Source organism: Mycolicibacterium rutilum (genome assembly GCF_900108565.1).
In the GTDB taxonomy this organism is placed as follows: Bacteria; Actinomycetota; Actinomycetes; order Mycobacteriales; family Mycobacteriaceae; genus Mycobacterium; species Mycobacterium rutilum.
Map to the genome: position 1 here is coordinate 4,394,100 of NZ_LT629971.1, position 24,463 is coordinate 4,418,562.

Annotated in this window: 21 protein-coding genes; 7 read left to right on the forward strand and 14 right to left on the reverse strand. The window is 68.6% G+C overall.

Annotation, left to right across the window (positions count from 1 at the left end; translation table 11 throughout):
* Positions 1-272: 272 nt before the first annotated feature.
* On the forward strand, positions 273-1,565 hold the full coding sequence (locus tag BLW81_RS21400; protein WP_083408909.1) for an adenylate/guanylate cyclase domain-containing protein: 1,293 nt from the start codon (positions 273-275) through the stop codon (positions 1,563-1,565).
* Here the strand turns inward: BLW81_RS21400 and BLW81_RS21405 are convergent.
* The 10 genes from BLW81_RS21405 to BLW81_RS29475 form a co-directional block, all read right to left on the reverse strand.
* Positions 1,540-1,989 carry an SRPBCC family protein gene (locus tag BLW81_RS21405; RefSeq protein ID WP_083408910.1) on the reverse strand — a complete coding sequence of 150 codons (450 nt, stop codon included), beginning with the start codon at positions 1,987-1,989 and terminating at the stop codon, positions 1,540-1,542. The genes BLW81_RS21400 and BLW81_RS21405 overlap by 26 nt on opposite strands.
* Before the next feature lie 28 nt (positions 1,990-2,017).
* Positions 2,018-2,506, reverse strand: a complete 489-nt coding sequence (locus BLW81_RS21410; protein WP_083408911.1) for a Dps family protein — start codon at positions 2,504-2,506, stop codon at positions 2,018-2,020.
* 38 nt (positions 2,507-2,544) lie between these two features.
* Positions 2,545-4,263, reverse strand: coding sequence for a DUF2339 domain-containing protein (locus BLW81_RS21415; protein ID WP_083408912.1), 1,719 nt, complete (start codon positions 4,261-4,263; stop codon positions 2,545-2,547).
* Positions 4,264-4,306: 43 nt separating this feature from the next.
* Positions 4,307-4,957 carry a response regulator gene (locus tag BLW81_RS21420; protein ID WP_083408913.1) on the reverse strand — a complete coding sequence of 217 codons (651 nt, stop codon included), beginning with the start codon at positions 4,955-4,957 and terminating at the stop codon, positions 4,307-4,309.
* A complete protein-coding gene (macS, locus tag BLW81_RS21425; protein ID WP_173839656.1) occupies positions 4,930-6,057 on the reverse strand; it encodes a MacS family sensor histidine kinase in 1,128 nt (375 codons plus the stop codon). Before macS ends, BLW81_RS21420 begins: the two co-directional genes overlap by 28 nt.
* Positions 6,058-6,061: 4 nt before the next feature.
* The gene (locus tag BLW81_RS21430) at positions 6,062-6,814 is read right to left on the reverse strand and encodes an amino acid ABC transporter ATP-binding protein (protein ID WP_162277407.1); all 753 of its coding nucleotides are present in this window, start codon (positions 6,812-6,814) and stop codon (positions 6,062-6,064) included.
* Positions 6,815-6,819: 5 nt separating this feature from the next.
* A complete protein-coding gene (locus tag BLW81_RS21435; RefSeq protein ID WP_083408915.1) occupies positions 6,820-7,752 on the reverse strand; it encodes an amino acid ABC transporter permease in 933 nt (310 codons plus the stop codon).
* Positions 7,753-7,762: 10 nt separating this feature from the next.
* Positions 7,763-8,611 carry an ABC transporter substrate-binding protein gene (locus BLW81_RS21440; protein ID WP_157897783.1) on the reverse strand — a complete coding sequence of 283 codons (849 nt, stop codon included), beginning with the start codon at positions 8,609-8,611 and terminating at the stop codon, positions 7,763-7,765.
* A gap of 172 nt (positions 8,612-8,783) precedes the next feature.
* Positions 8,784-9,134: a DUF732 domain-containing protein gene (locus BLW81_RS21445; protein WP_083408917.1), complete on the reverse strand. Its 351-nt coding sequence runs from the start codon at positions 9,132-9,134 to the stop codon at positions 8,784-8,786.
* 2 nt (positions 9,135-9,136) lie between these two features.
* A complete protein-coding gene (locus tag BLW81_RS29475; protein ID WP_157897784.1) occupies positions 9,137-9,370 on the reverse strand; it encodes a hypothetical protein in 234 nt (77 codons plus the stop codon).
* Between BLW81_RS29475 and BLW81_RS21450 the strand changes: the two genes are divergently transcribed.
* The 6 genes from BLW81_RS21450 (at position 9,369) to BLW81_RS21475 (ending at position 16,057) form a co-directional block, all read left to right on the forward strand.
* Positions 9,369-9,974: an HdeD family acid-resistance protein gene (locus BLW81_RS21450; protein WP_083408918.1), complete on the forward strand. Its 606-nt coding sequence runs from the start codon at positions 9,369-9,371 to the stop codon at positions 9,972-9,974. The genes BLW81_RS29475 and BLW81_RS21450 overlap by 2 nt on opposite strands.
* A gap of 62 nt (positions 9,975-10,036) precedes the next feature.
* Positions 10,037-11,473, forward strand: coding sequence for a cytochrome ubiquinol oxidase subunit I (locus BLW81_RS21455; protein WP_083408919.1), 1,437 nt, complete (start codon positions 10,037-10,039; stop codon positions 11,471-11,473).
* A 16-nt stretch (positions 11,474-11,489) separates the two neighbouring features.
* Positions 11,490-12,527 (forward strand): cytochrome d ubiquinol oxidase subunit II, encoded by a 1,038-nt coding sequence (cydB, locus tag BLW81_RS21460; protein ID WP_083408920.1) that lies wholly within the window; start codon positions 11,490-11,492, stop codon positions 12,525-12,527.
* A 23-nt stretch (positions 12,528-12,550) separates the two neighbouring features.
* On the forward strand, positions 12,551-14,101 hold the full coding sequence (gene cydD, locus BLW81_RS21465) for a thiol reductant ABC exporter subunit CydD (RefSeq protein WP_173839740.1): 1,551 nt from the start codon (positions 12,551-12,553) through the stop codon (positions 14,099-14,101).
* Entirely contained in the window at positions 14,094-15,548 is a 1,455-nt protein-coding gene (locus tag BLW81_RS21470; protein WP_083408922.1) for an ATP-binding cassette domain-containing protein, read from the forward strand. Before cydD ends, BLW81_RS21470 begins: the two co-directional genes overlap by 8 nt.
* Positions 15,545-16,057, forward strand: a complete 513-nt coding sequence (locus tag BLW81_RS21475) for a DUF4190 domain-containing protein (RefSeq protein ID WP_083408923.1) — start codon at positions 15,545-15,547, stop codon at positions 16,055-16,057. The genes BLW81_RS21470 and BLW81_RS21475 overlap by 4 nt, the downstream gene beginning before the upstream one ends.
* Here the strand turns inward: BLW81_RS21475 and BLW81_RS21480 are convergent, their stop codons facing one another.
* From BLW81_RS21480 to gltB, 4 genes are read right to left on the reverse strand one after another with little or no spacing between them, the layout of a single operon-like run.
* The gene (locus tag BLW81_RS21480; RefSeq protein ID WP_083408924.1) at positions 16,058-16,924 is read right to left on the reverse strand and encodes an acyl-CoA thioesterase II; all 867 of its coding nucleotides are present in this window, start codon (positions 16,922-16,924) and stop codon (positions 16,058-16,060) included.
* A 13-nt stretch (positions 16,925-16,937) separates the two neighbouring features.
* Positions 16,938-18,356, reverse strand: coding sequence for a pyruvate kinase (gene pyk / locus BLW81_RS21485; RefSeq protein ID WP_083408925.1), 1,419 nt, complete (start codon positions 18,354-18,356; stop codon positions 16,938-16,940).
* 27 nt (positions 18,357-18,383) lie between these two features.
* Positions 18,384-19,892, reverse strand: a complete 1,509-nt coding sequence (locus BLW81_RS21490) for a glutamate synthase subunit beta (protein ID WP_083408926.1) — start codon at positions 19,890-19,892, stop codon at positions 18,384-18,386.
* Positions 19,885-24,426, reverse strand: a complete 4,542-nt coding sequence (gene gltB / locus BLW81_RS21495) for a glutamate synthase large subunit (RefSeq protein WP_083408927.1) — start codon at positions 24,424-24,426, stop codon at positions 19,885-19,887. The genes BLW81_RS21490 and gltB overlap by 8 nt, the downstream gene beginning before the upstream one ends.
* Positions 24,427-24,463: the final 37 nt, after the last annotated feature.

Below are 24,463 nucleotides of genomic sequence, written 5' to 3' on the forward strand. Positions count from 1 at the left end.
ATCCCCACACCCGCTTTCGGGATTCGTCACGTGACGGTCACCGTGGACGCCACGATGCGGATGACCACCGTTCGGACCGCAGCTGCGTGTGGCCGATGAAATTTCGGCCGCCGACGAAATCGAGCAAACCTACGGTTAACAGAAGGGCCGGTACGGGCGGCGGAAAAGCAAATAGCCGACCCTGGCAGCCGAGGCCGTCCATCCGTGCTCGCGCCTTGAACGGCAAAACCGCAGGTCGACAGACCTTTCGGCGTTACCCTTTCTGGGTGGAGATGAGGTTGCGCCCGGTCTGCGTGCCGGAACTGGCGCTCGAGAGCCGCAACCCGGCACGCGTCCGCCACTACGTCGACAACGCCGTCCGGCACCGGCGCGTGCTGAACGTGACCTCCCTGATCAGCGCGGCGATCAGCGCCGTCTTCGGGGTCCAGGGACTGCTCATCGGCCAGGACCTCTGGTGGATTGCGCTGATCAATCTCGCCAGCGCGGCGGGATTCGTCACCATCCCGTACCTGTGCAAGTTCGGCGAGCTCGTCGCGCCGCTGGTGTTCTTCGCGATCGCGTACACCACGATCACGGTGGTCTGCATCTTTCTCGGCACGGGGACCGGCCTGCAGTTCTACTTCGTGGTCGCCGCTGCGATCACCGTGCTGGTGCTCGGCATCGATCACATGGTGCTGGCGTCGGCACTCGCCGCCGTCGGTGCGGTGACGGTGGTCCTGCTCGAGTTCTTCGTGCCCAACGACACCGGTTCCCAGCCGCCATGGGCGTTCGCGACGTCGTTCGTCCTCACCGTGCTGACGGCGTGGATCCTGCTCGTCGCCACGCTCTGGTACGCCCTTCGCGAGATCCGTCGCGCCCGGCTGGCGATGGAGGCCGAGTACGAGCGCTCGGAGCGCCTGCTGGCCAACATCCTTCCGGCGCAGATCGCCGAGCGGCTCAAGGATCCGACCCGCACGGTGATCGCCGACAAGTACGACGACGCCTCGATCCTGTTCGCCGACATCGCCGGATACACCAAGCGTGCCAGCGACACCACACCCGACGATCTGGTCCGCTTCCTCGACCGGCTGTACACCGATCTGGACGCGCTCGTCGACCGCCACGGCCTGGAGAAGGTCAAGACCAGCGGGGATTCCTACATGGTGGTCAGCGGTGTGCCCGAACCGCGCCACGACCACATCGAGGCGCTGGCCGGGCTGGCGCTCGACATGGCCGACACAGTCGCGGATTTGCGCTACCCGCGCGGCCGGGAAGTGCCCCTGCGCATCGGGCTTGCCGCCGGCCCGGTGGTGGCCGGCGTCGTCGGTGCGCGCAAGTTCTTCTACGACGTGTGGGGCGACGCGGTCAACGTCGCCTCACGCATGGAAACCACCGACGTGGAGGGCCGCATACAGGTACCACAGGACGTCTACGAAAGGCTCAGCGGCACCTTTGTGCTCGAGCCTCGCGGCGAGGTCGACGTCAAGGGCAAGGGCGTGATGACGACGTGGTACCTGGTCGGGCGCCGAGCAGCGCCGGACGGCCGGGCGCTCGATGCGCTCAGTCGGAAACCTCAGTCGGTTTGAGCCGTTCGGCCAGTGCGGCCAGTCGCCACAACGTCTCCCGGTTGCGGGGGTAGACCGCCAGATCCGAGATCTTGTTCGGCATCACCGCGGCGGGACCGCTGACCGGATACTCGGTCATCTGCACCCGACAGCCGTCCGGAATGTCGCTCAGCCGCAGCACGATTCGTGCGCCGCCGAACGGGCGGCCCTTGGCGTGCAGCACCAGTTCTTCGAGCGGGACGCTCTTCTCGACCACGGTCACGTCGTTCAGCAACAGCGGCCAGACGCCCACCGAGTGGCAGATGGTGGAGCCCGGAGCCGGCCAGTTCGGGTCGACGGCGCGCATGCGGCTGTTGCCCACGACCCACTGCGAGTAGGTCCACCCGTCGGCCATGACGTCCCAGACCTGTTGCCGGGAGGCATGGATATCTCGCGTCACAGTCACGACGGATGGATACCCGCGAACGGCCGAACTAGACCTTGCGATTCTCCGACTTGATCAGCCAGGCCAGCTTCTCGAGCCCGTCGATCAACTGGTGCAGGATGTCGGCGGTGCTGGGATCCTCGGCGTCGACGGTGTCGTGCACGGCGCGGATCGTGTCCACCGCGGCGTACACCCGGCCGGTGATCAGGTCGACGGTCTCTTCGGTGCTCACCTCGAAGGCAGGGAACTGCGGGAGCGTGGTGGACGCCGCGACGGTGTCGGACCGGCCGTCGGGCACCGCGTCCAGTGCGCGCATGCGCTCGGCGACGGTGTCGCTGGACTCGCGGGCGAAATCGACCAGCTCGTCGAGCTGCAGGTGCAGGTCGCGGAAGTTGGTCCCGACGACGTTCCAGTGCGCCTGCTTGCCCTGCAGGTGCAGTTCGATCAGGTCGACCAGGACTCGCTGCAGGCTGGCTGCCAGTTCCGGCGACGCGTGGAATCCCTGAACTTCGGCTTCACTTCGACGTGTTGTGTTCATGTCTTCTTCAACGCCTCCTTATTTGGACTCAGTCCAATCTAGCACGTGCCGTTGCTCACAGTCGAATCCTGTTTTCCCAGCAAGCGGGCGTAACCGGCGCCCATCCCCAGCAGGATCAACCCCACGACGATGAAAACCCCGACCCGGAAGATCCCGTCGAGCGTGCCGAGATCGAACAGGAACAACTTCGCCATCGCCGCGGCCACCACGGCCAGCCCGGCGCCGATCGGTACCGACCGGTCGGCCCGCGGGCGGCGCGCCGCGTACGCGAACAGCGCGGCCGCCACCGCGATCCAGAAGATCGTCGCCGCCATGTGCCCGGCGAAGAAACCGCCGTCGGTCCCGCCGATCAGCACCCCGGCGGTCACCGCGAACATGGTGACCGCATATCCGGTCACGGCCGCCAGCCCCGTCCACACCACGGACTCGCGGCGCGGCAGCGACCAGCCGAGCGTGACCGCGCACGCGATCACCAAGACGCTGGTGACCAACGTCGAAAGGCTATGTGCAGCCGTCGGTTCCGCCGGATAGATAATCAGCGAGGGCGGTGAGTAGGACAGGTAGTGCACGCCACCGACAGCCGCCAGTCCGAACGCGCACACCCGGGCGACCGCGGAGCCGCGGCCGATCGCGGCCACCACGACCGCCATCACCAGCAGCACCGGACCCGCGATGCGCCCATCGAATGCCACCAGCACACCGATCAGCGCCGACAACGTCGCGAGCACGGCCCAGATTCGCCGCACGTCACGGTCGACGCCCGGCAACTGCTCCCCCGCCAGCACGACGGTGAGCAGGGCCGCCGCCAGCGCCGCCGCCATCAGCGCTGCCGCTGCCCGGTCGACGGCCAACCCGACGCACAGCACAGGCAGCACGCCGACCGCGGTCAGCACCGCCATCGCGGGCTTGTTCGCGGTCCGGGGCAGCAGGATCAGCGCAGCGGCGAGAGCCAGCAGTGCGGCGATACCGCAGGCACCGGCCAGCCAGGCATCGTGCCCGTCGTCGAAGTACACCCCGGCCAGCGCGACGAGCAGCGGAAGCGACGCCGCCGCGATCCGGGCGCCGTGCAGCCAGAGCCAGTCGCGGCCCAGCTGCACCGGCAGCGACGCCGCCGCCAGCGCGAGCATGAACGCGACCAGCAGCAGCGTCACACCGCCGACCACGACGGGCGCCAGCACCAGCAGCGGCACCAGGACTAGCAGGCCGAGGTGCTCGGAGTCCCACCGCCGCGCCAGCGTCAGGCCGCCGCCGCCGATCACCGCGGCAAGGACGAGCCCGGCCGGCGCGCTGACCCACTCGTAGATGGTCGTGACCGCGACAACGTCGATGTAGGCGGCCGCGATACCGGTGGCCGCCAACGCAATTGCCCCGGTGCGGCCACCCGGACGCGCGTAGAGCCAGCGGGCGGCCGCGACCAGCACACCCGCGAGCATCGCACCGGCCGCGACCCGCACCTCCGGACGCAGGATCCCGGCCTGCGCCGCGAGCACCAGCAGCAGCGCGACGCCGATCAGCGTGACCGCCACGCCCGCGACGGCGAGCAGCTTGCCGATCCAACCCTCGTCGCGAGACGCCCTGGGTGCGGGGGCCGGCGCCTGCGGCACGGGTGGCGGCGGCTGCACCGGCAGGACGGGCGGGGGCGCCGCGAGCGTGCGGTTGAGTTCGGTCAGGTCGGCGGACACCCGTGCGAGGTACGCGGACAGCGCGGCCACGTCGGCGGACATCCGCGCGATGAGGGCTTGCGGCGGTTCGGTCATGAGAACATCGTCGCCGCGTGACCGGCTCAGCGGATGAGTAGGACTACTCGTCCAGGCCGTGCTCGATCGCGTAACGGGCCAGCTCGACCCGGTTGGCGACCTGCAACTTGCGGAACGTGGCCTGCACGTGGTTCTCGACGGTGCGGTGGCTCAGCGACAGGCGCGCCGCGATCTGCTTGGCCGTCAGCCCCTTGGCCACATGCCGCAGGATCTCCGTCTCCCGCTCGGTCAGGCTCGGGGTCTCCGGACCCGGGTCTTTGGCGATGCGCCGGTACTCGCCGAGCACCAGACCCGCCAGCCCGGGCGTGAACACCGCGCGGCCGTCGGCGGTCGCGCGCACCGCGTCGCCGAGTTCCTGCTTGGAGGCGCTCTTGACGAGATAGCCGGTGGCGCCGGCCTTGACGGCCTGCAGCACGTCGTCTCGTTCATCGGATGCCGACAGCACCAGTATTCGCGACGACGGTGACACTGCCAGCACCTCGGCGGTCGCTTGCGCACCGTCGCCGTCGGCGAGGCGCATGTCCATCAGCACCACATCGGGGCGTACTGCCGCTGCGCGACGGCGGGCGGCGCCGACGCCGTCGGCGGTGGCCACCACGGTGAAGCCGTCCTCCTCGAGGTCGCGAGCCACCGCGTCGCGCCAGATGGGATGGTCGTCGACCACCATCACCGTCGGGGTACCGTCAGTTCCCATTCCGTCCCGCTCTCCGCGCCGGTGGTCAACGTGGCGCTGCCGCCGAGCCAGTTCATCCGTCCCACAATCGATTTCGCGACGCCCACCCGGCCCTCCCGCAGCGCCTCGTCGAGCCGGCCGTCGGCGATGCCCACCCCGTCGTCGCGGATGCTGACGGTCACCGTGTCACCGAGGTCCTCGACCAGCACGTAGGCATGCGCCTCCGGGCCGGCGTGCGCAGCCACATTGTCCAGCGCGTTGGCCGCCGCCGCCGCGAGTTCCGCCGCGACGCCGGCCTCGAGCAGGACCGGCTCGGCGGGCAGGCTCACCGAGACGCGGTCGGACGCGCGCTTGCGCAGCAGAGCGCCGACGTCGGTCAGCGCACCGCCACCCGGATCGGCCTGCGCCGAGCTGACCAGCCGCCGCAGCGCCCGCTCCTGCTCACCGGCGAGCTCGGCGAGTTCGGCTGTCGGACCGCCGATCTCGCGGCCGCGTCGGGACACCAGGGCGAGCACCTGGATCGCCCCGTCGTGCACCTCCCTGGACAACCGCTCGCGCTCCTGGTGCGCCGCCGCCAACCGCGCCGCCTGCTCGAGTTCGGCATGCGCGCGCCGGGCGGTCTGCGCGGCCATCCCGACCGCGAGTCCGACGGCGAGTTCGATGACGATCGTCGCGTTGCGGCCGAGGTCGTAGTTGATGAAACCCTTCACCACCGTGCTGGCGGCCATCACCGCCACTCCGCTCAACATGCCCGCGATCGGCCCGGAGACGATCGCCGCGGAGATCGTCGCGTTGGTGGCCCACAGCGTCGTCGGCCACGACTGGTTGTCGAATGCCCACTGCGCCGAGGCGATCACCTCGGTCGACAGGATGAGCGCGACGACGACGGCGATCTCGGCCACCACCCACGACCACCGCCTGCCGAACCCCTGCAGGTAGGCCACCGCGCACAGCGCACTCCACAGCAGCAGCACACCGAACAACAGCCACGCCAGGCCCGGCCGCTCGAGGTCGGCGTTGACCGACAACTGGAAGCCGAGGGCGTAGAGGCAGCTGAGCAACCGGAACACCTGCGCCGCACGCCACAGCGGCGTGGCCGGGTCCGGTGCACCAGTCGGCATCGGGCTACAGCACCTTGGACAAAAACGCTTTCGTGCGTTCGTGTTTCGGGTTGCCGAGCACCTCGCGGGGCGGGCCGCTCTCCACCACGACGCCACCGTCCATGAACACCAGATGATTGGCGACCTCGCGGGCGAACCCCATCTCGTGCGTCACCACGACCATCGTCATGCCCTCGGCGGCAAGCTTTTTCATCACTTCGAGCACCTCGCCGACGAGTTCGGGGTCGAGCGCGGAGGTGGGCTCGTCGAACAGCATAAGCTTCGGGTTCATCGCCAGCGCACGCGCGATCGCCACCCGCTGTTGCTGCCCGCCGGACAACTGGGCGGGATAGGCGTCGGCCTTGGCCGACAGGCCCACCTGGTCGAGCAGGTCGCGGGCCCGCGCAACCGCGGCGTCCTTCTTGACCCGCTTGACGTGGATCGGCGCCTCGATGACGTTCTCCAGCGCGGTGCGGTGCGGGAACAGGTTGAAGTGCTGGAACACCATGCCGATGTCGCGGCGCTGCTTGGCGGCCTCGCGCGGCGACATCTCGTGCAGCTTGTTGCCCCGCTCGTGGTAGCCGATGAGTTGGCCGTCGACGTACAACCGGCCTGCGTTCACCTGCTCCAGGTGGTTGATGCAGCGCAGAAACGTGGACTTGCCCGAACCGGACGGGCCCACCATGCACAGCACCTCGCCGCGGCCGATCTCCAGCGTGATGCCCTTGAGCACGTCGAGGGCGCCGAAGCTCTTGCAGACCTGTTCTGCTTTGACCATCGGTGTCACGGGTGCGCCTCTCCCACCGTCTGCGCCTTGGCGAGCGCCTCGAGTTGCTTGGTCGTCAGCTTGCGCGACGCGCCCCGCGAGTAGTATCGCTCGAGGTAGTACTGGCCCACCATCAGCACACTGGTGATGACCAGATACCACGTCGCGGCCACCAGCAGCAGCGGGACGGGTTCGAATGTGCGGGCGGCGATCTCGCGCGAGGTGATGCCGTACAGGTCCAACGTGAACGGAACCGCGGTCACCAGCGACGTGGTTTTCAGCATGCTGATGACCTCGTTGCCGGTCGGCGGGATGATCACCCGCATCGCCTGCGGAAGAACGGTGCGACGCATGGTCATTCCCCAGGACATGCCGAGCGCGGTGGACGCCTCGGCCTGTCCCTCGGGTACGGAACTGATTCCGGCACGGATGATCTCGGCCATGTACGCGGCCTCGTTGAGCGCCAGCCCGAGGATCGCCAGCAGGAACGGGATCGACAGCGCCTGCAGGTTCATCTCGAAGAACGCGGGCCCGAACGGCACACCCAGCCGGATGTTCTGGTAGATCGTCGGCAACAGCCCCCAGAACACCAGCTGCACGTACACCGGGGTGCCGCGGAAGATCCACAGATACACCCACGACACCGCTTTGAACACCGGGTTCGGCGACAGCCGCATCACCGCGAGCAGCACGCCGAGGGCGATCGCCAGCACCATCGAATAGATGGTCAGCTGCAGGGTGTTGACCACCCCGACGACCAGCACCCGCTCGTTGAACAGGTATTCCCAGTACGTCGACCATCGGTAGGCGTCGTTGGTCGCCGCGCCGTAGAGGAACAGCGCGAGCAGGAAGACGATGACGACCGCCGCCACCCACCGCCACGGGTGACGCAGTGGGACGGCGTCGATTGCGGCGGGGGCTGCGGGTGACGACGTGTCGACATCGGTCATCGGAAATCCTCTACGAGACAGCGCCGTTGATGACCGGCTTGTCGATCATCCCGTTCTCGACGCCCCAGTTGGCGGCGATCTCCTTGTACGTGCCCGACTCGATGAGGTGCTCGAGCGCCTTCTGTAGGGACTGCGCCAGCGCCGAACCCTTCTGCACCGGCCAGCCGTACGGCGCCGAGTCGAAGATCTCTCCGGCCGCTTCGAGCTTGCCGTTGCTCTGCTTGATCGCGTATGAGGTCACCGGCGAATCCGCCGACATGGCGTCGGCCTGACCCAGCACCACCGCGTTGGTGGCGGCGTCCTGGCCGTCGAACGGCACGATCTCGATCGCCGGCTTGCCCCCGTCGGTGCACGCCTTGCTCTTGGCGGGCAGTTCCTCGGTCTCCTGGGTGGTGGTCGCCTGCACCGCCACCTTCTTGCCGCAGGCGTTGTTCGGGTCGATCGGCGAACCCGGCCGCTGCGCCCACAGCGTGCCCGCGTTGAAGTAGGTGACGAAGTCGACCGACTCCTCGCGCTCCTTGGTGTCGGTGAACGACGACATCCCGACGTTGTAGGTACCGCCCTGGATGGACGGGATGATCTTGGCGAAGTCGGACTCGCGGTACTCCGGCGTCAGGCCCAGCGTGGCGCTGATCGCGTTCATCAGGTCGACGTCAAAGCCGACGATCTTGCCGCTCGGGTCCTTGAACTCGTTGGGCGGGTACGGGATGTTCACGCCGATGATCAGCTTGCCGGACGACTTGATGGCCTCGGGAACGGTATTGGCGATCTCGTCGACCTTCTCCGCCGAGGCGGCCGGAGGCGCACTGCTCGTCTCGCCGCCGCCCGAACCGCCGGTGTCGCTCGCGCAGCCGGCCATGGCGAGCGCACCGGTCGCAGCAAAGACCGCGGCGAAGCGCCAGAATTTCCCTCGACGGTTGTGACAGTCACCTAACACGTGTGCCTCTACTTTCTGCCTCGTGGAGCCGGTGCGAAGCACCGGTAACGGAACAGTAGTGGAGACCTAACGCGCTGGCTGAACTTCTGCGCTGCTACCCCACACCCCATACTTTGGGGCAGTACACGTAGACAGCACCTTCGACGAACGTCGAGGCTTCGGTCTGGGTCCAGCCGCCGGCGTGTTGCAGGTTGTAACCGGCCAGCCAATCCGGGTTTCCCTGCCGTACGGCGTCGACGCAGAACTCCTTGGCCATCCGGATCGCGGTGGTCTCGTTCTTGTACGGGACCCGCTTCTTGTCCAGGAAGTCGATGAAGGTCTGATTCTTGTCTTCCTGCGCATGCGCGGGAGCGACCGCCACCGCTGCGCCGCCCATCGTCAGCAGAACAGCTGCCACCGCGGCGCCTGCGCCGCGCCACAAAGCGGTCGATGCCGTCGATGACATTGTCACTCCTCGCCTGCCGGTGATTTGCCCGTTGCCGTGTACAGACTGTGCTCAGTCCGGGCTACGGAATTGTCATCGTACCGAACGATCAGAGCGTTACCGGTAATCGAGCGTCCCGCGGGCATTTCAAATATTTGCGCGCCAGTCGGGAAATTATTTGCGCTGCATTCGGCACGAATCGAATCGATACCGAAATGCGACGGCATGTCCATTCTGCTGTGCCAAACTTCGGCCATGGAAATCACCGCACCGCCCAGCCTGCTGCAACACCTCTGGAAGACCACGCTCGCCTCGGGAATCCTCGCGGTCGTTCTCGGCGCCCTGGTCTGGCTCTGGCCCGGAAAGACGATCGTCGTCGCGGCCATCTTCTTCGGCGCCTACCTGCTGGTCGCCGGCATCGCGCAGGTGATCTTCGCGTTCAGCCTGCACGTTTCCGCAGGCGGGCGCGTGCTGCTGTTCATCTCCGGCGCGGCGGCCCTGATCCTTGCCGTGCTGTGCTTCCGCAGTTTGCAGGAATCGATCCTGCTGTTGGCCATCTGGATCGGCATCGGCTTCATCTTCCGCGGCGTCGCGACCGCGGTGTCGGCGATCAGTGACCCGACCCTGCCCGGCCGCGCCTGGGAGATCTTCATCGGCGTGGTCAACCTGCTCGCCGGCGTGGTCATGCTCGCCGCGCCGTTCGAGTCGCTGGCCATCCTGACGGTGGTCGCCGGAATCGCGCTGGTCGTGCTCGGCCTGTTCGAGATCGTGTCCGCGTTCGCGATCCGCAAGGCTGCCAAGACCCCCGGTGAGCAGGCCGGACCGGCGCCCGAAACCGCCGACGAGACCCCGGTGAGCTAACCCACACTGATATCTACTACGCCCTGTCGTAGGCTGGTGCCACAGCCACGAAAGAGGGGCCGATGGACGCACTCGATGTGTCGCGGTGGCAATTCGGGATCACCACCGTCTACCACTTCATCTTCGTCCCGCTGACCATCGGCCTGGCGCCGCTGATCGCCGGTATGCAGACCGCGTGGCTGGTCACGGGGAACACCGCCTGGTACCGGCTCACCCGGTTCTTCGGCAAGCTCTTCCTGATCAACTTCGCCCTCGGTGTGGCCACCGGGATCGTGCAGGAGTTCCAGTTCGGGCTCAACTGGTCTGAGTACTCGCGCTTCGTCGGCGACGTGTTCGGTGCACCGCTCGCCATGGAGGGCCTGGCGGCCTTCTTCTTCGAGTCGACGTTCCTCGGGCTGTGGATCTTCGGCTGGACCCGGCTGCCGCGCCTCGTCCACCTGGCCTGCATCTGGGTCGTCGCGATCGCGGTGAACATGTCGGCGTTCTTCATCATCGCCGCGAACTCGTGGATGCAGCACCCGGTCGGCGCGCGCGTCAACCCCGAAACCGGCCGCGCCGAACTCACCAGCATCGTCGCGCTGTTCACCAACAACACCGCGATCGCGGCGTTCACCCACGCGGTGTTCGGGGCCTTCCTCACCGCGGGCGCCTTCGTCGCGGGCGTCTGCGCCTGGTGGATGGTGCGGGCGCACCGCGAGGCGCACACCATGTTCCGCCCCGCAGCGGTGATGGGCGCCCTCGTCGTGCTGGTGTCCGCGGTCGGGCTCGCCGTCACCGGCGACGTCCAGGGCAAGCTGATGTTCGAGCAGCAGCCGATGAAGATGGCGTCGGCCGAATCGTTGTGCCACAGCGAAACCGACCCCGACTTCTCGATCCTGACCGTCGGCACCCACAACAACTGCGACGGCGTCATCCACCTCATCGAGGTGCCCTACGTGCTGCCGTTCCTCGCCAAGGGCGAATTCGACGGCGTCCGCCTCGAGGGCGTGGAAGACCTGCAGGCGCAGTACGTCGAGAAGTTCGGCCCCGGCGACTACCGGCCCAACCTGTTCGTGACGTACTGGGCGTTCCGGGCGATGATCGGGTTGCTCGCGGTACCCGCACTGTTTGCCCTCGCCGTGCTGTGGCTGACCCGCGGTGGGCGAATCCCGCAGTCGCCTTGGTTCTCCCGGTTCGCGCTGGCGACGCTGCCCACCCCATTCCTGGCCAACAGCGCCGGCTGGGTGTTCACGGAAATGGGCCGCCAGCCGTGGGTGGTGGTCCCCAACCCGACCGGCGACCAGATGATCCGGCTCACCGTCGCCGACGGGGTGTCCGGTCATCCCGTCGGCATGGTGGTGCTGTCGCTGACGGTCTTCACCCTCATCTACGGCGTGCTCGCGGTCATCTGGTTCTGGCTCATCCGCCGCTACACCGTCGAGGGCCCGCAGGAACACGACTCCGAACCCGCCGCCCCGTTGCCGCCCGACGAGGTCGCGCCGCTCTCGTTCGCTTACTGAAAGGAGTTGAGAAGCAATGGCATTACCGGATCTTTGGTTCGTCGTCATGGCGGGCCTGTTCCTCGGCTTCTTCATCCTCGAGGGCTTCGACTTCGGCGTCGGCATGCTCATGAGCTTCTTCGGCCGCGCGGCGGGCGCAGAGTCCGAGCGGCATCGCCGCGCCGCCCTCAACACCATCGGCCCGGTGTGGGACGGCAACGAGGTGTGGTTGATCACCGCGGGCGGCGCGATGTTCGCGGCCTTTCCGGACTGGTACGCGACGATGTTCTCCGGGCTGTTCCTGCCCCTGCTGCTGATCCTGGTGTCGATGATCCTGCGCGTGGTGGCCATCGAATGGCGCGGCAAGGTCGACGACCCGCAGTGGCGGCGCTGGGCCGATCTCGGGATCGCCGCCGGGTCGTGGGTGCCGGCCGTGTTGTGGGGCATGGCGTTCGCGATGCTGGTGCAGGGCCTGCCGATCGACGCCGACAAGCAGGTGCGCGCATCGTTCGGTGACCTGATCAACGGCTACACGCTGCTCGGCGGGCTGACCACCGCGGGCCTGTTCCTGCTGCACGGGTCGGTGTTCGTCGCTCTGAAAACCGAAGGCGCCGTGCGCGATGACGCGTTGCGGTTCGCGAACAGGTTGGCGGTCCCGGTGACAGTGGTTCTTGCCACGTTCGCTCTGTGGACCCAGCTGTCGCATGGGAAGACGTGGACGTGGCTGGTGCTGATCGCCGGCGGGCTGGCCCAGTTCGCGGTGCTCACCCGCGTGTGGCGGCGCACCGGCGAGGGCTGGGCGTTCGCGTACACGACGGTGGTGGTGGCGTCGTTGGTGGTGCTGTACTTCGGCGCGCTGTACCCGAACCTGATGCCGTCGACGATCGACCCGGCCTACAACCTGACCGTCGCCAACGCGGCGTCGAGCCCCTACACGCTGACCATCATGAGCTGGGCGGCGCTGATCTTCGCCCCGCTCGTGCTGCTGTACCAGGGTTGGACGTACTGGGTGTTCCGGCAACGTATCTCGGCCGACCGGATACCCGACTCCATCGGACTGGCGCGCCGACGATGAACCTGTGGCGGGCATCGGCGGCCATGCGCCGGTATCTGGTGAAGGCGGTCGGTTGCGGCGTCCTGATCGCCGCCGCGACGATCGCGTCGGCCGTCGTGCTCGCCCAGATCGTCGCCGGGATCATCACCGACCCCGCTGCGTGGCGGTTGGAGCAGTGGGCGGGGCCGCTGGCCCTGCTGTCGGCGCTGTGGACGCTGCGCGCGGTGGCGCAGTGGTGCCAGGGAAGGCTCGCCTCGACCGGTGCCACGCAGGTCATCGCGGAGTTGGCCGGCCGCGTGCTGCGCACGGTCACCGCGCTGCCGACCCGGCGGCTCGCCGCCGAACGGGACACCGCCGCCGCGCTGATCACCCGCGGGCTCGACGGGTTGCGGCCGTTCTTGACCGCCTACCTGCCGGCGGCGTTCCTCGCCGGAATCCTCACCCCGGCAGCGGTTCTCGTGATCGCCGTGTACGACTGGCGCTCGGCGCTGATCGTGCTGGTGGCGCTTCCGCTGATCCCGATCTTCATGGTGCTGATCGGCCTGTTGACCAAGGACCGCACCGAAGCGTCGCTGGCGGCGATGACCACGCTGCAGTCGCGGCTGCTCGACCTGGTGGCCGGGATCCCGACGCTGCGGGCGCTGGGCCGGCTGGACGGCTCGGCCGAACGCATCGCCGATCTGGCCGCTGCGCACCGCCGTTCGACGATGGCCACGTTGCGGATGGCGTTCCTGTCGGCGCTCGTGCTCGAACTGCTCGCCACGCTCGGTGTCGCCCTGGTCGCCGTCGGCATCGGGTTGCGACTGGTGTACGGCGAGATGACGCTGACCGCCGGGCTGACCGCGCTGCTGCTGGCCCCCGAGGTGTTCTGGCCGCTGCGCCGGGTCGGCGTCGAGTTCCACGCCGCGCAGGACGGCAGGGCCGCCGCCGACGCCGCGCTGCGGCTGCTCGACTCGCTCCCGCTGCGCGACAGCGGAACCCGCACGATCGCCGCGCGCGGAGCGACGATCCGGCTCGCGTCGCCGGCCGCCGACGTCCGGCCCGGCGAGGTGACGGTGCTGACCGGGCCCAACGGATCGGGCAAGACGACGGCGCTGCACACCGTGCTCGGACTGCACCCCGGCCGGGTCTGGGTCGACGGCGTCCCGCTCGACGACATCGACCTGCAGAGTTGGTGGCCGCAGATCGCGTGGCTGCCGCACCGCCCCGTGATCGTGCCGGGCAGCGTGCGGGAGAACCTGGAACTCTTCGGCCCGCTCCCCGACCTCGCGCTCGCGTGCCGGTCCGCGGGATTCGACGAAGTGCTCGCCTCGCTGCCGGACGGGCTGGAAACCATGCTCGGCCGCGACGGCGAAGGCCTGTCGCTCGGGCAGCGCCAGCGACTCGGGCTGGCGCGGGCGCTCGGCTCGGCAGCGCCGGTGCTGCTGCTCGACGAGCCGACGTCGCACCTCGACGCGGCCATGGAGGCCCGTGTGCTGGCCGCCATCGTCGCCCGCGCCCGCGTCGGCGCCACCGTGCTGGTCGTCGGTCACCGAGATCCGGTGCTGGCGATCGGCGATCAAATCGTTCGGCTGGGGAGCCTCACCCATGCGTGAGGTGTTGCGGGCTCGGCTCCCCCGGCTGGCACTGGCGGTGGTGCTCGGTGTGTTGTCGTTGGGCAGCGCGCTCGCACTGGCCGCGATCTCGGCGTGGCTGATCACTCGGGCCTGGCAGATGCCGCCGGTGCTGCACCTGACCGTCGCCGTCGTCGCGGTGCGTGCGCTCGGCATCACCCGCGGTGTGCTCGGCTACTGCCAGCGCCTGGCCGCACACGACACGGCGTTGCGCTCGGCGGCCGACATCCGCGAAACCGTGTACCGGCGGCTGGCCGCGGCCCCCGCCGACACCCTGATGCGTCTTTCCGGCGGTGAACTCGTGGCGCGCGTCGGCGCATCGGTCGACGACCTGGCCGACGTCCTGGTGCGCGCCGTGCTGCCGATCGCGGTCGCCGCGGTGCTGGGCGTGATCGCGGTCGCGGCAATCGCGGTCATCTCTCCCGCTGCCGCGGGCGTGCTCGCGATCTGCCTGCTGGTCGCGGGCGTCCTCGCGCCGTGGTTGGCGGCACGTTCGGCTCGACAGGTCGAAGCCGTTGCCGCCGAGCATCATTCGGGCCGCGACGTGGCGGTGATGCTCGCGCTCGAACACGCACCGGAACTACGCGTCGGCGGCCGCCTGGACGCCGTCCTCGCCGACGCCGAGAACCGGCACCACGAGTGGGGCACCGCCACCGACCGGGCGGCCAGGCCCGCAGCGACGGCGTCAGCCGTCGCGACACTGTCGATCGGTGTCAGCGTGCTCGGCGCGGTGATCGCGGCCGTGCTGATCGCCGACTCCGTCGCACCCACCACGCTCGCCATCCTCATGCTGCTGCCGCTGTCGGCGTTCGAGGCGACGAGCGCGCTGCCCGCCGCGGCCGCCCAACTCACCCGCTCACGCATCGCCGCCCGCAGGATCGCCGAACTCACCGAACCGGCGCCATCGAACCGGGCTCGGCCCGACGTCGCGCCCGTCGTTCCGACGCCGGGTGAGCGGCGCGCGATCACCGGCCCGAGCGGATCGGGCAAGACCACACAGTTGCTCAAGCTCGCCGAAAACTGCGACGGCGCAACGTTCTTCGCCGAGGACGCGCACGTGTTCGCGACCACCGTGCGCGACAACCTGTTGGTCGCCAGGGGTGATGCCGACGACGACGAAATCCGGGCCGCCCTGCGCCGGGTCGGGCTCGGCGACTGGCTCGACGCGCTGCCCGACGGGTTGTCCACCGTGCTCGTCGGCGGCGCGGCCGCGGTGTCGGCCGGCCAGCGCAGGCGGCTGCTGCTGGCCCGCGCCCTGCTCAGCCCGGCCCCGATCGTGCTGCTCGACGAGCCCACCGAACACCTCGACGCCGACGACGGCCAACGGATCCTCACCGAACTGCTCACGCCCGGCGGGCTTTTCCCCGCCGACCGCACCGTGGTTATCGCCACCCATCACCTGCCGCTCGGAGTAACCTCACCGGCATGAGCGAACCGGACCCGCCGCAGCAACAGCCGCAGTACGGGGCGTATCAGGGCGGCTATCCGCCGCCGCCGCCGCAAGGTGGTTATCCCCCGCCACCGCAGGGTTACCCGGCCTACCCGGGCTATCCGCCCGGACCGCCGGCGCCGAAGAACGGCCTCGGTATCGCGGCGCTGGTCGTCGCGATCGTCGCGCTGCTGTCCGTCTTCGGCGGCATCGTGCTGGGCCCCGTCGCGGTGGTCCTCGGCTTCCTGGGCTGGAACCGCGCCAAGCGCGGCGAAGCCAACAACGGGGGCATCGCGGTCGCCGGCATCGTGCTCGGCGTGCTGAGCATCATCGAGGCGATCGTGATGATCTGGCTCGCGGTGTGGGGCTTCAACGAGGTCGGCGGCACCGACTACATCGACTGCGTCTCCCGGGCCGGCAACGACCAGGAAGCCGTGCAGCAGTGCGCCGAGCAGTTCCAGCAGCGCATGGAAGACCAGTTCTCCGTCACCTTGACACCGACCCGCTGATCAGCGCGCCGGGAAGTACTTGACGATGCCTTCCTGCACGACACTGGCGATCGGCTGACCCGCCGCATCGAAGTAGTGGCCGGTGCTCAGACCGCGCGAATCCGCCGCCACCGGCGACGACGTCGAATACAGGACCCAGTCGTCGAAGCGCACCGGCCGGTGAAACCACACCGAGTGGTTCGTGGTGACCGCGAAGATCCGGTCGAACCCCCACGACAGCCCGTGCGTGGTGATAATCGAGTCCAGCACCGTGGTGTCCGACGAGTAGATCAGCGCCGCCGCGTGCAGCACCGGGTCGTCGGGCAGCTCGCCGAGCGCCTTCATCCAGACCCGGTTGTGCGTCAACGTCTCGCCCTTACTGCGCATCACCCACGTCGGGTCGTTGGTGTAGCGCCAGTCGATGGGCCGCAGCGCGTTGACGAAGTGCGGCACGACATCCTCGTAGCCGCGCAGCAGGTCGTCGACCGGCGGGACCTCCAGCGGGCCGGACACCGGCGGCGGCTCGATGCCGTGTTCGAGGCTACGGCCGCCGGCCAGAAAGGACACCATCGCGGTGGTCAGCAGTGCGCCGTCCTGCATCACGTCGACGCGGCGGTTGGCGAACCGGCGCTCGTCGCGCAGCCGCACGACGTGGAACTCGAGGTCCTTCTCCGGGTCGCCGCCCGCGATGAAGTGCGCCGACATCGCGCTGGGCAACGTCGGATGGTTCAGGCTGCGGCTGGCCGCGACGAACGCCTGGGCCATCATCTGCCCGCCGAAGGTGCGCACCGGGTTCTTGCTGGGATGCGACCCGACGTAGGTGGCGTCGTCGCTCTGGCGGAGGTCGAGTATCGCGAGCAGTTCGTCGAAGTCCCTCGAGCCGGCCACCCGTTACCTCCTGCTAGACGTCGTCCTCCCCGATCCGGTGCACGTGGATCAGATTCGTCGACCCTACTGTGCCCGGCGGAATGCCCGCGATCACCACCACCAGGTCGCCGCGCTTGTAGCGACCGAGCTCGAGCAGCGACTTGTCGACCTGGCGGATCATCCCGTCCGTGGTCTGGATGTGCGGCACGATGAACGTCTCGGTGCCCCAGCTCAGCGCCAACTGGCTGCGCACCTCGGGCAGCGAGGTGAACGCGAGCAGCGGCAGCGGGGTGTGCAACCGCGCCAGCCTGCGCACCGTGTCGCCGGACTGCGTGTAGGCCACCAGCGCCTTGGCGTCGAGGCGCTCGCCGATGTCGCGGGCGGCGTACGAGATGACGCCACGCTTGGTGCGGGGGACATGGGTCAGCGGCGGCGCGGCCACCGAGTTCTCCTCGACCGCATGGATGATGCGCGCCATCGTCTTGACCGCTTCGAGCGGATACTTGCCGACCGACGTCTCACCGGACAGCATCACCGCGTCGGCGCCGTCGAGCACGGCGTTGGCGACGTCGGACGCCTCGGCACGGGTCGGCCGTGGCGCGTCGATCATCGACTCCAGCATCTGGGTCGCGACGATGACGGGTTTCGCGTTCTCCCTTGCCATCTGGATCGCACGCTTCTGCACCAGCGGCACCTCTTCGAGCGGCAACTCGACGCCGAGGTCACCGCGGGCGACCATGATCGCGTCGAAGGCCAGCACGACCGCTTCGAGGTTGTCGATGGCTTCGGGTTTTTCGAGTTTGGCGATGACGGGCACCCGCCTGCCGACGCGGTCCATCACCTCGTGCACGAGTTCGATGTCGGCCGGTGAGCGCACGAACGACAGTGCGATCAGGTCTACCCCGAGGGGCAACGCGAACTCGAGGTCGTCGACGTCCTTCTCCGACAGTGCCGGCGCCGAGACGTTCATCCCCGGCAGCGACATGCCCTTGTTGTTGCTGACCGGCCCGCCCTCGGTGACCGTGCAGATGACGTCGTTGCCTTCGATCCTGTCGACCACCAGGCCGACGTTGCCGTCGTCGACGAGCACCCGGTCGCCCGGTGAGGCGTCCTCGGCGAGCCGCTTGTAGGTCGTCGAGACCCGGTCGGCGGTGCCCTCGACATCGTCGATGGTGATCCGCACCGTCTCGCCGTTGGCCCAGAACGTCGGTCCGTCCTTGAACCGGCCGAGCCGGATCTTCGGTCCCTGCAGGTCGGCGAGGATGCCGACCGCGTGTCCGGTGGCGTCCGACGCCGCCCGGACTCTCTTGTAGTTGGCCTCGTGATCGGGGTAGTCGCCGTGGCTGAAGTTCAGCCGGGCGACGTCCATACCGGCTTCGACCAGCGCACGAACCGCCTCCTCCGAGGCGGTCGCCGGACCCAGGGTGCAGACGATCTTTCCGCGTCTATTCACGGGAACCGAGCATAGTCGTTAATCGATTCAGACAACCGCTAGCGGAAGCGCACCCGGGATCACCGGCGCGGGCAGATCCGACTCCCCCATCAAGTACGCATCGACCGCGTGTGCCGCGCTGCGGCCCTCCGCGATCGCCCACACGATCAACGACGCGCCGCGGTGCGCGTCCCCGCAGACGAACACGCCCGGCGCGTCGGTCTGCCAGTCCGAACCGCACGCCAGCGCGCCGCGCCGGTTCAGCGACAGCCCGAGCCCGTCGAGCACCGGCATGTGCTCGACGCCCTCGAATCCGATGGCCAGCAGCGCCAGTTCGCACGGGATCTCGATCGGCTCCCCGACCGGGGTGATGACGCGGCGGCCCTCGGCGTCGCGTTCGACCTTCACCTCGGCGATCTCCAACGCCCGCAGGCGGCCGCGGTCGTCGCCGAGGAAGCGTTGCACGGCCACCTCGTAGCGACGCTCGCCGCCTTCGGCGTGCGCCGGCGAGAGCCGCGTGCGCAGCACCAGCGGCCACGTCGGCCACGGTGTGCGGGTGTCGTCGCGGACCTCCGGCGGTTCGGGGTTGTAGTCGAGCTGGGTGACCGACAGCGCGCCCTGCCGGTGCGCGGTGCCCAGGCAGTCCGCTCCGGTGTCGCCGCCGCCGATGATCACGACGTGCTTGCCCTTGGCCGAGATCGGGCTCGGCCCGTCACCCTCGCATTCCTTGTTGGCGGGCACCAGATGCTCCATCGCCAGGTGCACACCCTTGAGGTGGCGGCCCTCGACGTCGTGGTCACGGGCACGCAGCGCGCCCACCGCGAGCACGATCGCGTCGTACTGCGCGCGGAGCTGGTCGATCGTCACGTCGACGCCGACCTCGGTCTCGGTGACGAACCGCGTTCCCTCCGCCCGCATCTGGGCCAACCGCTGATCGAGGGTGGCCTTCTCGAGCTTGTACTCCGGGATGCCATAGCGCATCAGCCCGCCGATCCGGTCGTCCCGCTCGTAGACGGTGACGTCGTGACCGGCGCGGGTGAGTTGTTGTGCCGCAGCCAGTCCGGCGGGACCCGAGCCGACGATCGCGACCCGCTTGCCGGTGGCGATCGCCGCGGGCTGGGGTTCGACGATGCCGTCCATCCACGCCTGGTCGGCGATCGTTTGCTCGATGCGTTTGATCGTGACGCTGCCGCCGGTCTGCTCCTCGGAGATCGACAGCACGCACGCCGCCTCGCACGGCGCCGGACACAACCGGCCGGTGAATTCCGGGAAGTTGTTGGTCGCGTGCAGCCGGTCGCTGGCGGCGTCCCATCGGCCGCGGCGCACCAGGTCGTTCCACTCGGGAATCAGGTTGCCGAGCGGACAGCCGGCACTTCCGGAGTGGCAGAACGGGATTCCGCAGTCCATGCAACGGCGGGCCTGTTGGGACACTTCGCCGGCGCGCTGGTGCGGGTCGAGCTGTTCGTAGACCTCGCGCCAGTCGCCGACCCGCTCGTCGACGGGTCGTTTGGCGGCCTCGATTTTCGGGACTTTCAGAAATCCGGTGGGATCAGCCACGGCTGGCCTCCATGATCGCGGTGTCGACGTCACGCCCCTCGCGCTTGGCCGTGAGGGTGGCTTCCAGCACGCGCTGGTAGTCGCGGGGCATGATCTTGGTGAATTGTGCGCTGCGCCTTGGCCAGTCGGCGAGTACCGAGGTCGCCAGGCTGCTGCCGGTGTACTGGGCGTGCCGGGCGATGACGTCGTGCAGCCAGGTGAGGTCCTCGGGTTCGAGGCGCTGCAGTTCGACCATCTCGGTGTTGACCCGGCGCGGGTCCAGGCCCAGCACGAACGCAATGCCGCCGGACATGCCGGCAGCCATGTTGCGTCCGGTGCGGCCCAGCACCACCACCCGTCCGCCGGTCATGTACTCGCACGCGTGGTCGCCGACGCCCTCGACGACCGTCAACGCGCCCGAGTTGCGGGCGGCGAACCGTTCGCCGACGCGGCCGCGCAGGAACACCTCGCCCGACGTCGCCCCGAACAGCAGGGTGTTGCCGGCGATCACGTTGTCCTCAGCGAGGAACAACACGTCGTCGGGTGGCCGGACGATGATCCGCCCGCCCGACAAGCCCTTGCCGACATAGTCGTTGGCGTCGCCGACGAGATCCAGCGTTATGCCGGGCGGCAGGAACGCGCCGAGCGACTGGCCTGCCGACCCCGTCAGCGTGAGGTGGATGGTGCCGTCGGGCAGTCCCTGTGCGCCGTAGCGCCGGGTCACTTCGGCGCCGAGCAGGGTGCCGACGGTGCGGTTGACGTTGCGGATCGGCAGATCCAGCCGCACCGGATGCGCGTCTTCGAGCGCACCTTCGGCAAGTTGGATCAATGTCTGGTCGAGGGCCTGGTCCAACGCGTGGTACTGGTCGCGGACCTTGCGGCGCGGGGTCGGCTCCCCGGTGTGCCCGTCGGCCGGCACAGCGAAGACCGGGCTCAGGTCCAGGCCGCGGCTCTTCCAGTGCGCGACACCGGGATCGGTGTCGAGCACTTCGGCGTGGCCGATCGCCTCATCGAGGCTGCGGAAGCCGAGTTCGGCGAGGTACTTGCGGATGTCCTCGGCGATGAACCGGAAGAAGTTTTCCACGAATTCCGGCTTGCCGGTGAACCGCGCACGCAACTCGGGGTTCTGCGTCGCCACGCCGACCGGGCAGGTGTCGAGGTGGCAGACGCGCATCATGATGCAGCCGGACACGATCAGCGGAGCGGTGGCGAACCCGTACTCCTCCGCACCCAGCAGCGCGGCCACGACGACGTCACGGGCGGTGCGCATGCCGCCGTCGCACTGGACGGTGATGCGGTCGCGTAACCCGTTGAGCATCAGGGTCTGCTGAGTGTCGGCGAGCCCGATCTCCCACGGCACGCCGGCGTGCTTGAGGCTCGTCAGCGGTGCCGCGCCGGTGCCGCCGTCGTACCCCGAGATCAGCACCACGTCGGCGTGCGCCTTGGACACGCCGGCGGCCACCGTGCCGACGCCGACGCTGCTGACGAGCTTGACGTGGATCCGGGCCTGGTCGTTGGCGTTCTTCAGGTCGTGGATCAGCTGGGCCAGATCCTCGATGGAGTAGATGTCGTGGTGCGGCGGCGGGGAGATCAGGCCGACGCCGGGCGTGGAGTGCCGCGTCTTGGCGATGTTCGGATACACCTTGAAACCCGGAAGCTGGCCGCCCTCACCGGGTTTGGCGCCCTGCGCCATCTTGATCTGGATGTCGGTGGCGTTCACAAGGTAGTCGCTGGTGACGCCGAACCGTCCGGAGGCCACCTGCTTGACGGCGCTGCGCCGCTTCGGATCGTAGAGGCGGTCGGTGTCCTCGCCGCCCTCGCCGGAGTTCGACCGCCCGCCGAGGTTGTTCATCGCGATCGCCATCGTCTCGTGGGCCTCGGCCGAGATCGAGCCGTAACTCATGGCGCCGGTGTTGAACCGCGTCACGATGTTCTCGACCGGTTCGACCTCGTCGAGCGGGACGGGCGGCCTGGTGTTCTTGAACTCGAACAGCCCACGCAGCGTCCCGCCCTCGCGCGAGAGCCGGTTCACCTCCTCGGAGTACCGGCGGAAGATATCGGCACGCCCGGTACGGGTCGAATGCTGCAGCAGGAAAACCACTTCCGGGGTGAACAGATGCAGTTCACCTTCGCGGCGGAACGCGTAGTCGCCGCCGACCTCGAGGCGACGGTGCACACGCTCGGTCGGGTTCTCGGGGTAGGCGCGGCGGTGCCGCTGCTTGACCTCTTCGGCGATGACGTCGAGTCCGACGCCGCCGAGTTGGCTGGGCGTGCCGGTGAAGTACTCGTCGATGACGTGCTTGTCGATCCCGACGGCCTCGAATGCCTGTGCTGCGGTGTAGGAGGCGACGGTGGAGATGCCCATCTTGCTCATCACCTTCATTACACCCTTGCCCAGCGCCTTGCAGTAATTGCGCACGGCCGCAGGGGGTTCGATGCCGGTGAGTTCGCCTTCGCGGACGAGGTCCTCGATCGACTCGAAGGCGAGATAGGGATTGACCGCGGCGGCGCCGAAGCCGATCAGCATCGCGATGTGGTGGACTTCGCGGGCGTCGCCGCTCTCGACGACCAGTGCGACGGCGGTGCGCTCCTTGGTGCGCACCAGGTGGTGGTGCACGGCCGAGATCGCCAGCAGGGACGGGATCGGCGCGCGGGTGTGGTCGGAGTCCCGATCGGAGATGACCAGCGTCCGTGCACCTTTGGCGATTGCGTCGCAGGCTTTGGCCCGTAGATCGTCGATCGCGTCGGCGAGCCCCTCCCCGCCGCGTTCGACGTCGTAGAGCGCCTTGAGCACCGTGGTGCGCAGGCCGGGATGCTCACCGTCGTCGTTGATGTGCACGAGCTTGCTCAGTTCGTCGTTGTCGAGAACCGGCCAGCGCAGCACGATTTGGCGGCAGGACGCCGCCGAGGGTTCGAGCAGATTCTGCTCGGGACCCATGATGCGGGCCATCGAGGTGACGACGGCCTCGCGGATCGCGTCCAGCGGCGGGTTGGTGACCTGCGCGAAGAGCTCGACGAAGTAGTCGTAGAGCAGGCGGGAACGCTGCGACAGCACCGCGGCGGGAGTGTCGGTGCCCATCGACCCCAATGGTTCGGTGCCGGAGGCCGCCATCGGGGTGAGCAGGATGCGCAGGTCCTCTTCGGTGTAGCCGAAGGCGATCTGCCGTCGCACCACGGATTCGTGGTTGGGCTGCATGTGGGCCCGGTCGGGCAACGTCGCGATGTCGAGCAGGCCGGCGTGCAGCCATTCGCCGTACGGTTCCTGCTTGCTCAGCGAGTCCTTGATCTCGTCGTCGCTGACGATGCGGCCGGCCGCGGTGTCGACGAGGAACATCTTGCCGGGCTGTAGCCGCCCCTTGGCCACGATTTGCGCCGACGGCACGTCGAGCACGCCGCTCTCACTGGCCAGGATGATGCGGTCGTCGATGGTGCGCCACCAGCGGCCGGGCCGTAACCCGTTGCGGTCCAACACGGCTCCGACCAGTGTGCCGTCGGTGAACGTGACACAGGCGGGCCCGTCCCACGGCTCCATCAGCGAGGCGTGGAACTGCCAGAACGCGCGCTCGGCGGCGCCCATCGTGGTGTTGTTCTCCCACGCCTCGGGGATCATCATCAGCACGGCGTGCGGCAGGCTGCGGCCGCCGAGGTGCAGGAGTTCGAGCACCTCGTCGAATGACGCGGAGTCGGAGGCCTCCGGGCTACATATCGGCGACAGGCGGGACAGGTCGCCCGGGATCTTGGCGCTGGCGAGCATGGCCTCGCGGGCGTGCATGCGGTTGCGGTTGCCGCGGACGGTGTTGATCTCGCCGTTGTGGGCGACGAAGCGGAAGGGATGCGCCAGCGGCCAGGACGGGAAGGTGTTGGTCGAGAAGCGGCTGTGCACGATCGCGATGGCGCTGCGGCAGCGTTCGTCGCGCAGATCCGGAAAGTATTGCGGCAGTTGCTTGGTGGTGAGCATGCCTTTGTAAGCCATGGTACGGCTGGACAGCGACGGGAAGTAGACGCCTTCGCGTTCGGCGCGTTTGCGCAGTGGGTAGACGCGGCGGTCGAGTTCGATGCCGCTGACGCTGTCGGTGGAGGCGACGAACAACTGCTCCATGTGCGGCATGCAGCCCAGCGCCGTCGCGCCAAGGTCCGCCCCGAGCGGATCGATCGGCAGGGGCCGCCAGCCGAGGACCTTGAGGCCTTCGTCGTCGGCGATGGCCTCGATGGATTCGCGGGCGGCGGTGCGCGCGGTTGGTTCGGCGGGCATGAAGCAGATGCCGGCGGCGAAGGTGTTCTCACCGTCGAGTGCCGGGGGCGGAAGTTCGAAGTCGACGACTTCGCGGAGCAAATCGACGGGAAGTTGGATGAGAATGCCGGCACCGTCGCCGCTGTTGGTCTCGGCGCCGGCGGCACCGCGGTGGTCGAGGTGTTCGAGGGCGATCAGCCCGTCGACGACGATGCTGTGCGAGCGGCGGCCCTTGATGTCGGCGACCATGGCGACGCCGCAGGAGTCTGCTTCGTTGTCTGGGTCGTAGAGACCCTGGGGTTCGGGGAATGCCGAAAACAGCATCGAGGGGCACCTTCGCAGTCCGGAAGTGTTCATGTCC

Bases quoted from the DNA above. Each gene is read 5' to 3' on its own strand.
- BLW81_RS21475 (WP_083408923.1), top strand. From the start codon at position 15,545: ATGAGCGAACCGGACCCGCCGCAGCAACAGCCGCAGTACGGGGCGTAT.
- BLW81_RS21435 (WP_083408915.1), bottom strand. From the start codon at position 7,752: ATGACCGATGTCGACACGTCGTCACCCGCAGCCCCCGCCGCAATCGAC.
- BLW81_RS21430 (WP_162277407.1), bottom strand. From the start codon at position 6,814: ATGGTCAAAGCAGAACAGGTCTGCAAGAGCTTCGGCGCCCTCGACGTG.
- cydB (WP_083408920.1), top strand. From the start codon at position 11,490: ATGGCATTACCGGATCTTTGGTTCGTCGTCATGGCGGGCCTGTTCCTC.
- BLW81_RS21445 (WP_083408917.1), bottom strand. From the start codon at position 9,134: ATGTCATCGACGGCATCGACCGCTTTGTGGCGCGGCGCAGGCGCCGCG.
- BLW81_RS21440 (WP_157897783.1), bottom strand. From the start codon at position 8,611: ATGGCCGGCTGCGCGAGCGACACCGGCGGTTCGGGCGGCGGCGAGACG.
- BLW81_RS21420 (WP_083408913.1), bottom strand. From the start codon at position 4,957: ATGGGAACTGACGGTACCCCGACGGTGATGGTGGTCGACGACCATCCC.
- BLW81_RS21410 (WP_083408911.1), bottom strand. From the start codon at position 2,506: ATGAACACAACACGTCGAAGTGAAGCCGAAGTTCAGGGATTCCACGCG.
- BLW81_RS21470 (WP_083408922.1), top strand. From the start codon at position 14,094: ATGCGTGAGGTGTTGCGGGCTCGGCTCCCCCGGCTGGCACTGGCGGTG.
- BLW81_RS21455 (WP_083408919.1), top strand. From the start codon at position 10,037: ATGGACGCACTCGATGTGTCGCGGTGGCAATTCGGGATCACCACCGTC.
- macS (WP_173839656.1), bottom strand. From the start codon at position 6,057: ATGCCGACTGGTGCACCGGACCCGGCCACGCCGCTGTGGCGTGCGGCG.
- gltB (WP_083408927.1), bottom strand. From the start codon at position 24,426: ATGCTGTTTTCGGCATTCCCCGAACCCCAGGGTCTCTACGACCCAGAC.
- BLW81_RS21400 (WP_083408909.1), top strand. From the start codon at position 273: ATGAGGTTGCGCCCGGTCTGCGTGCCGGAACTGGCGCTCGAGAGCCGC.
- cydD (WP_173839740.1), top strand. From the start codon at position 12,551: ATGCGCCGGTATCTGGTGAAGGCGGTCGGTTGCGGCGTCCTGATCGCC.
- BLW81_RS29475 (WP_157897784.1), bottom strand. From the start codon at position 9,370: ATGGCCGAAGTTTGGCACAGCAGAATGGACATGCCGTCGCATTTCGGT.
- BLW81_RS21415 (WP_083408912.1), bottom strand. From the start codon at position 4,263: ATGACCGAACCGCCGCAAGCCCTCATCGCGCGGATGTCCGCCGACGTG.
- BLW81_RS21450 (WP_083408918.1), top strand. From the start codon at position 9,369: ATGGAAATCACCGCACCGCCCAGCCTGCTGCAACACCTCTGGAAGACC.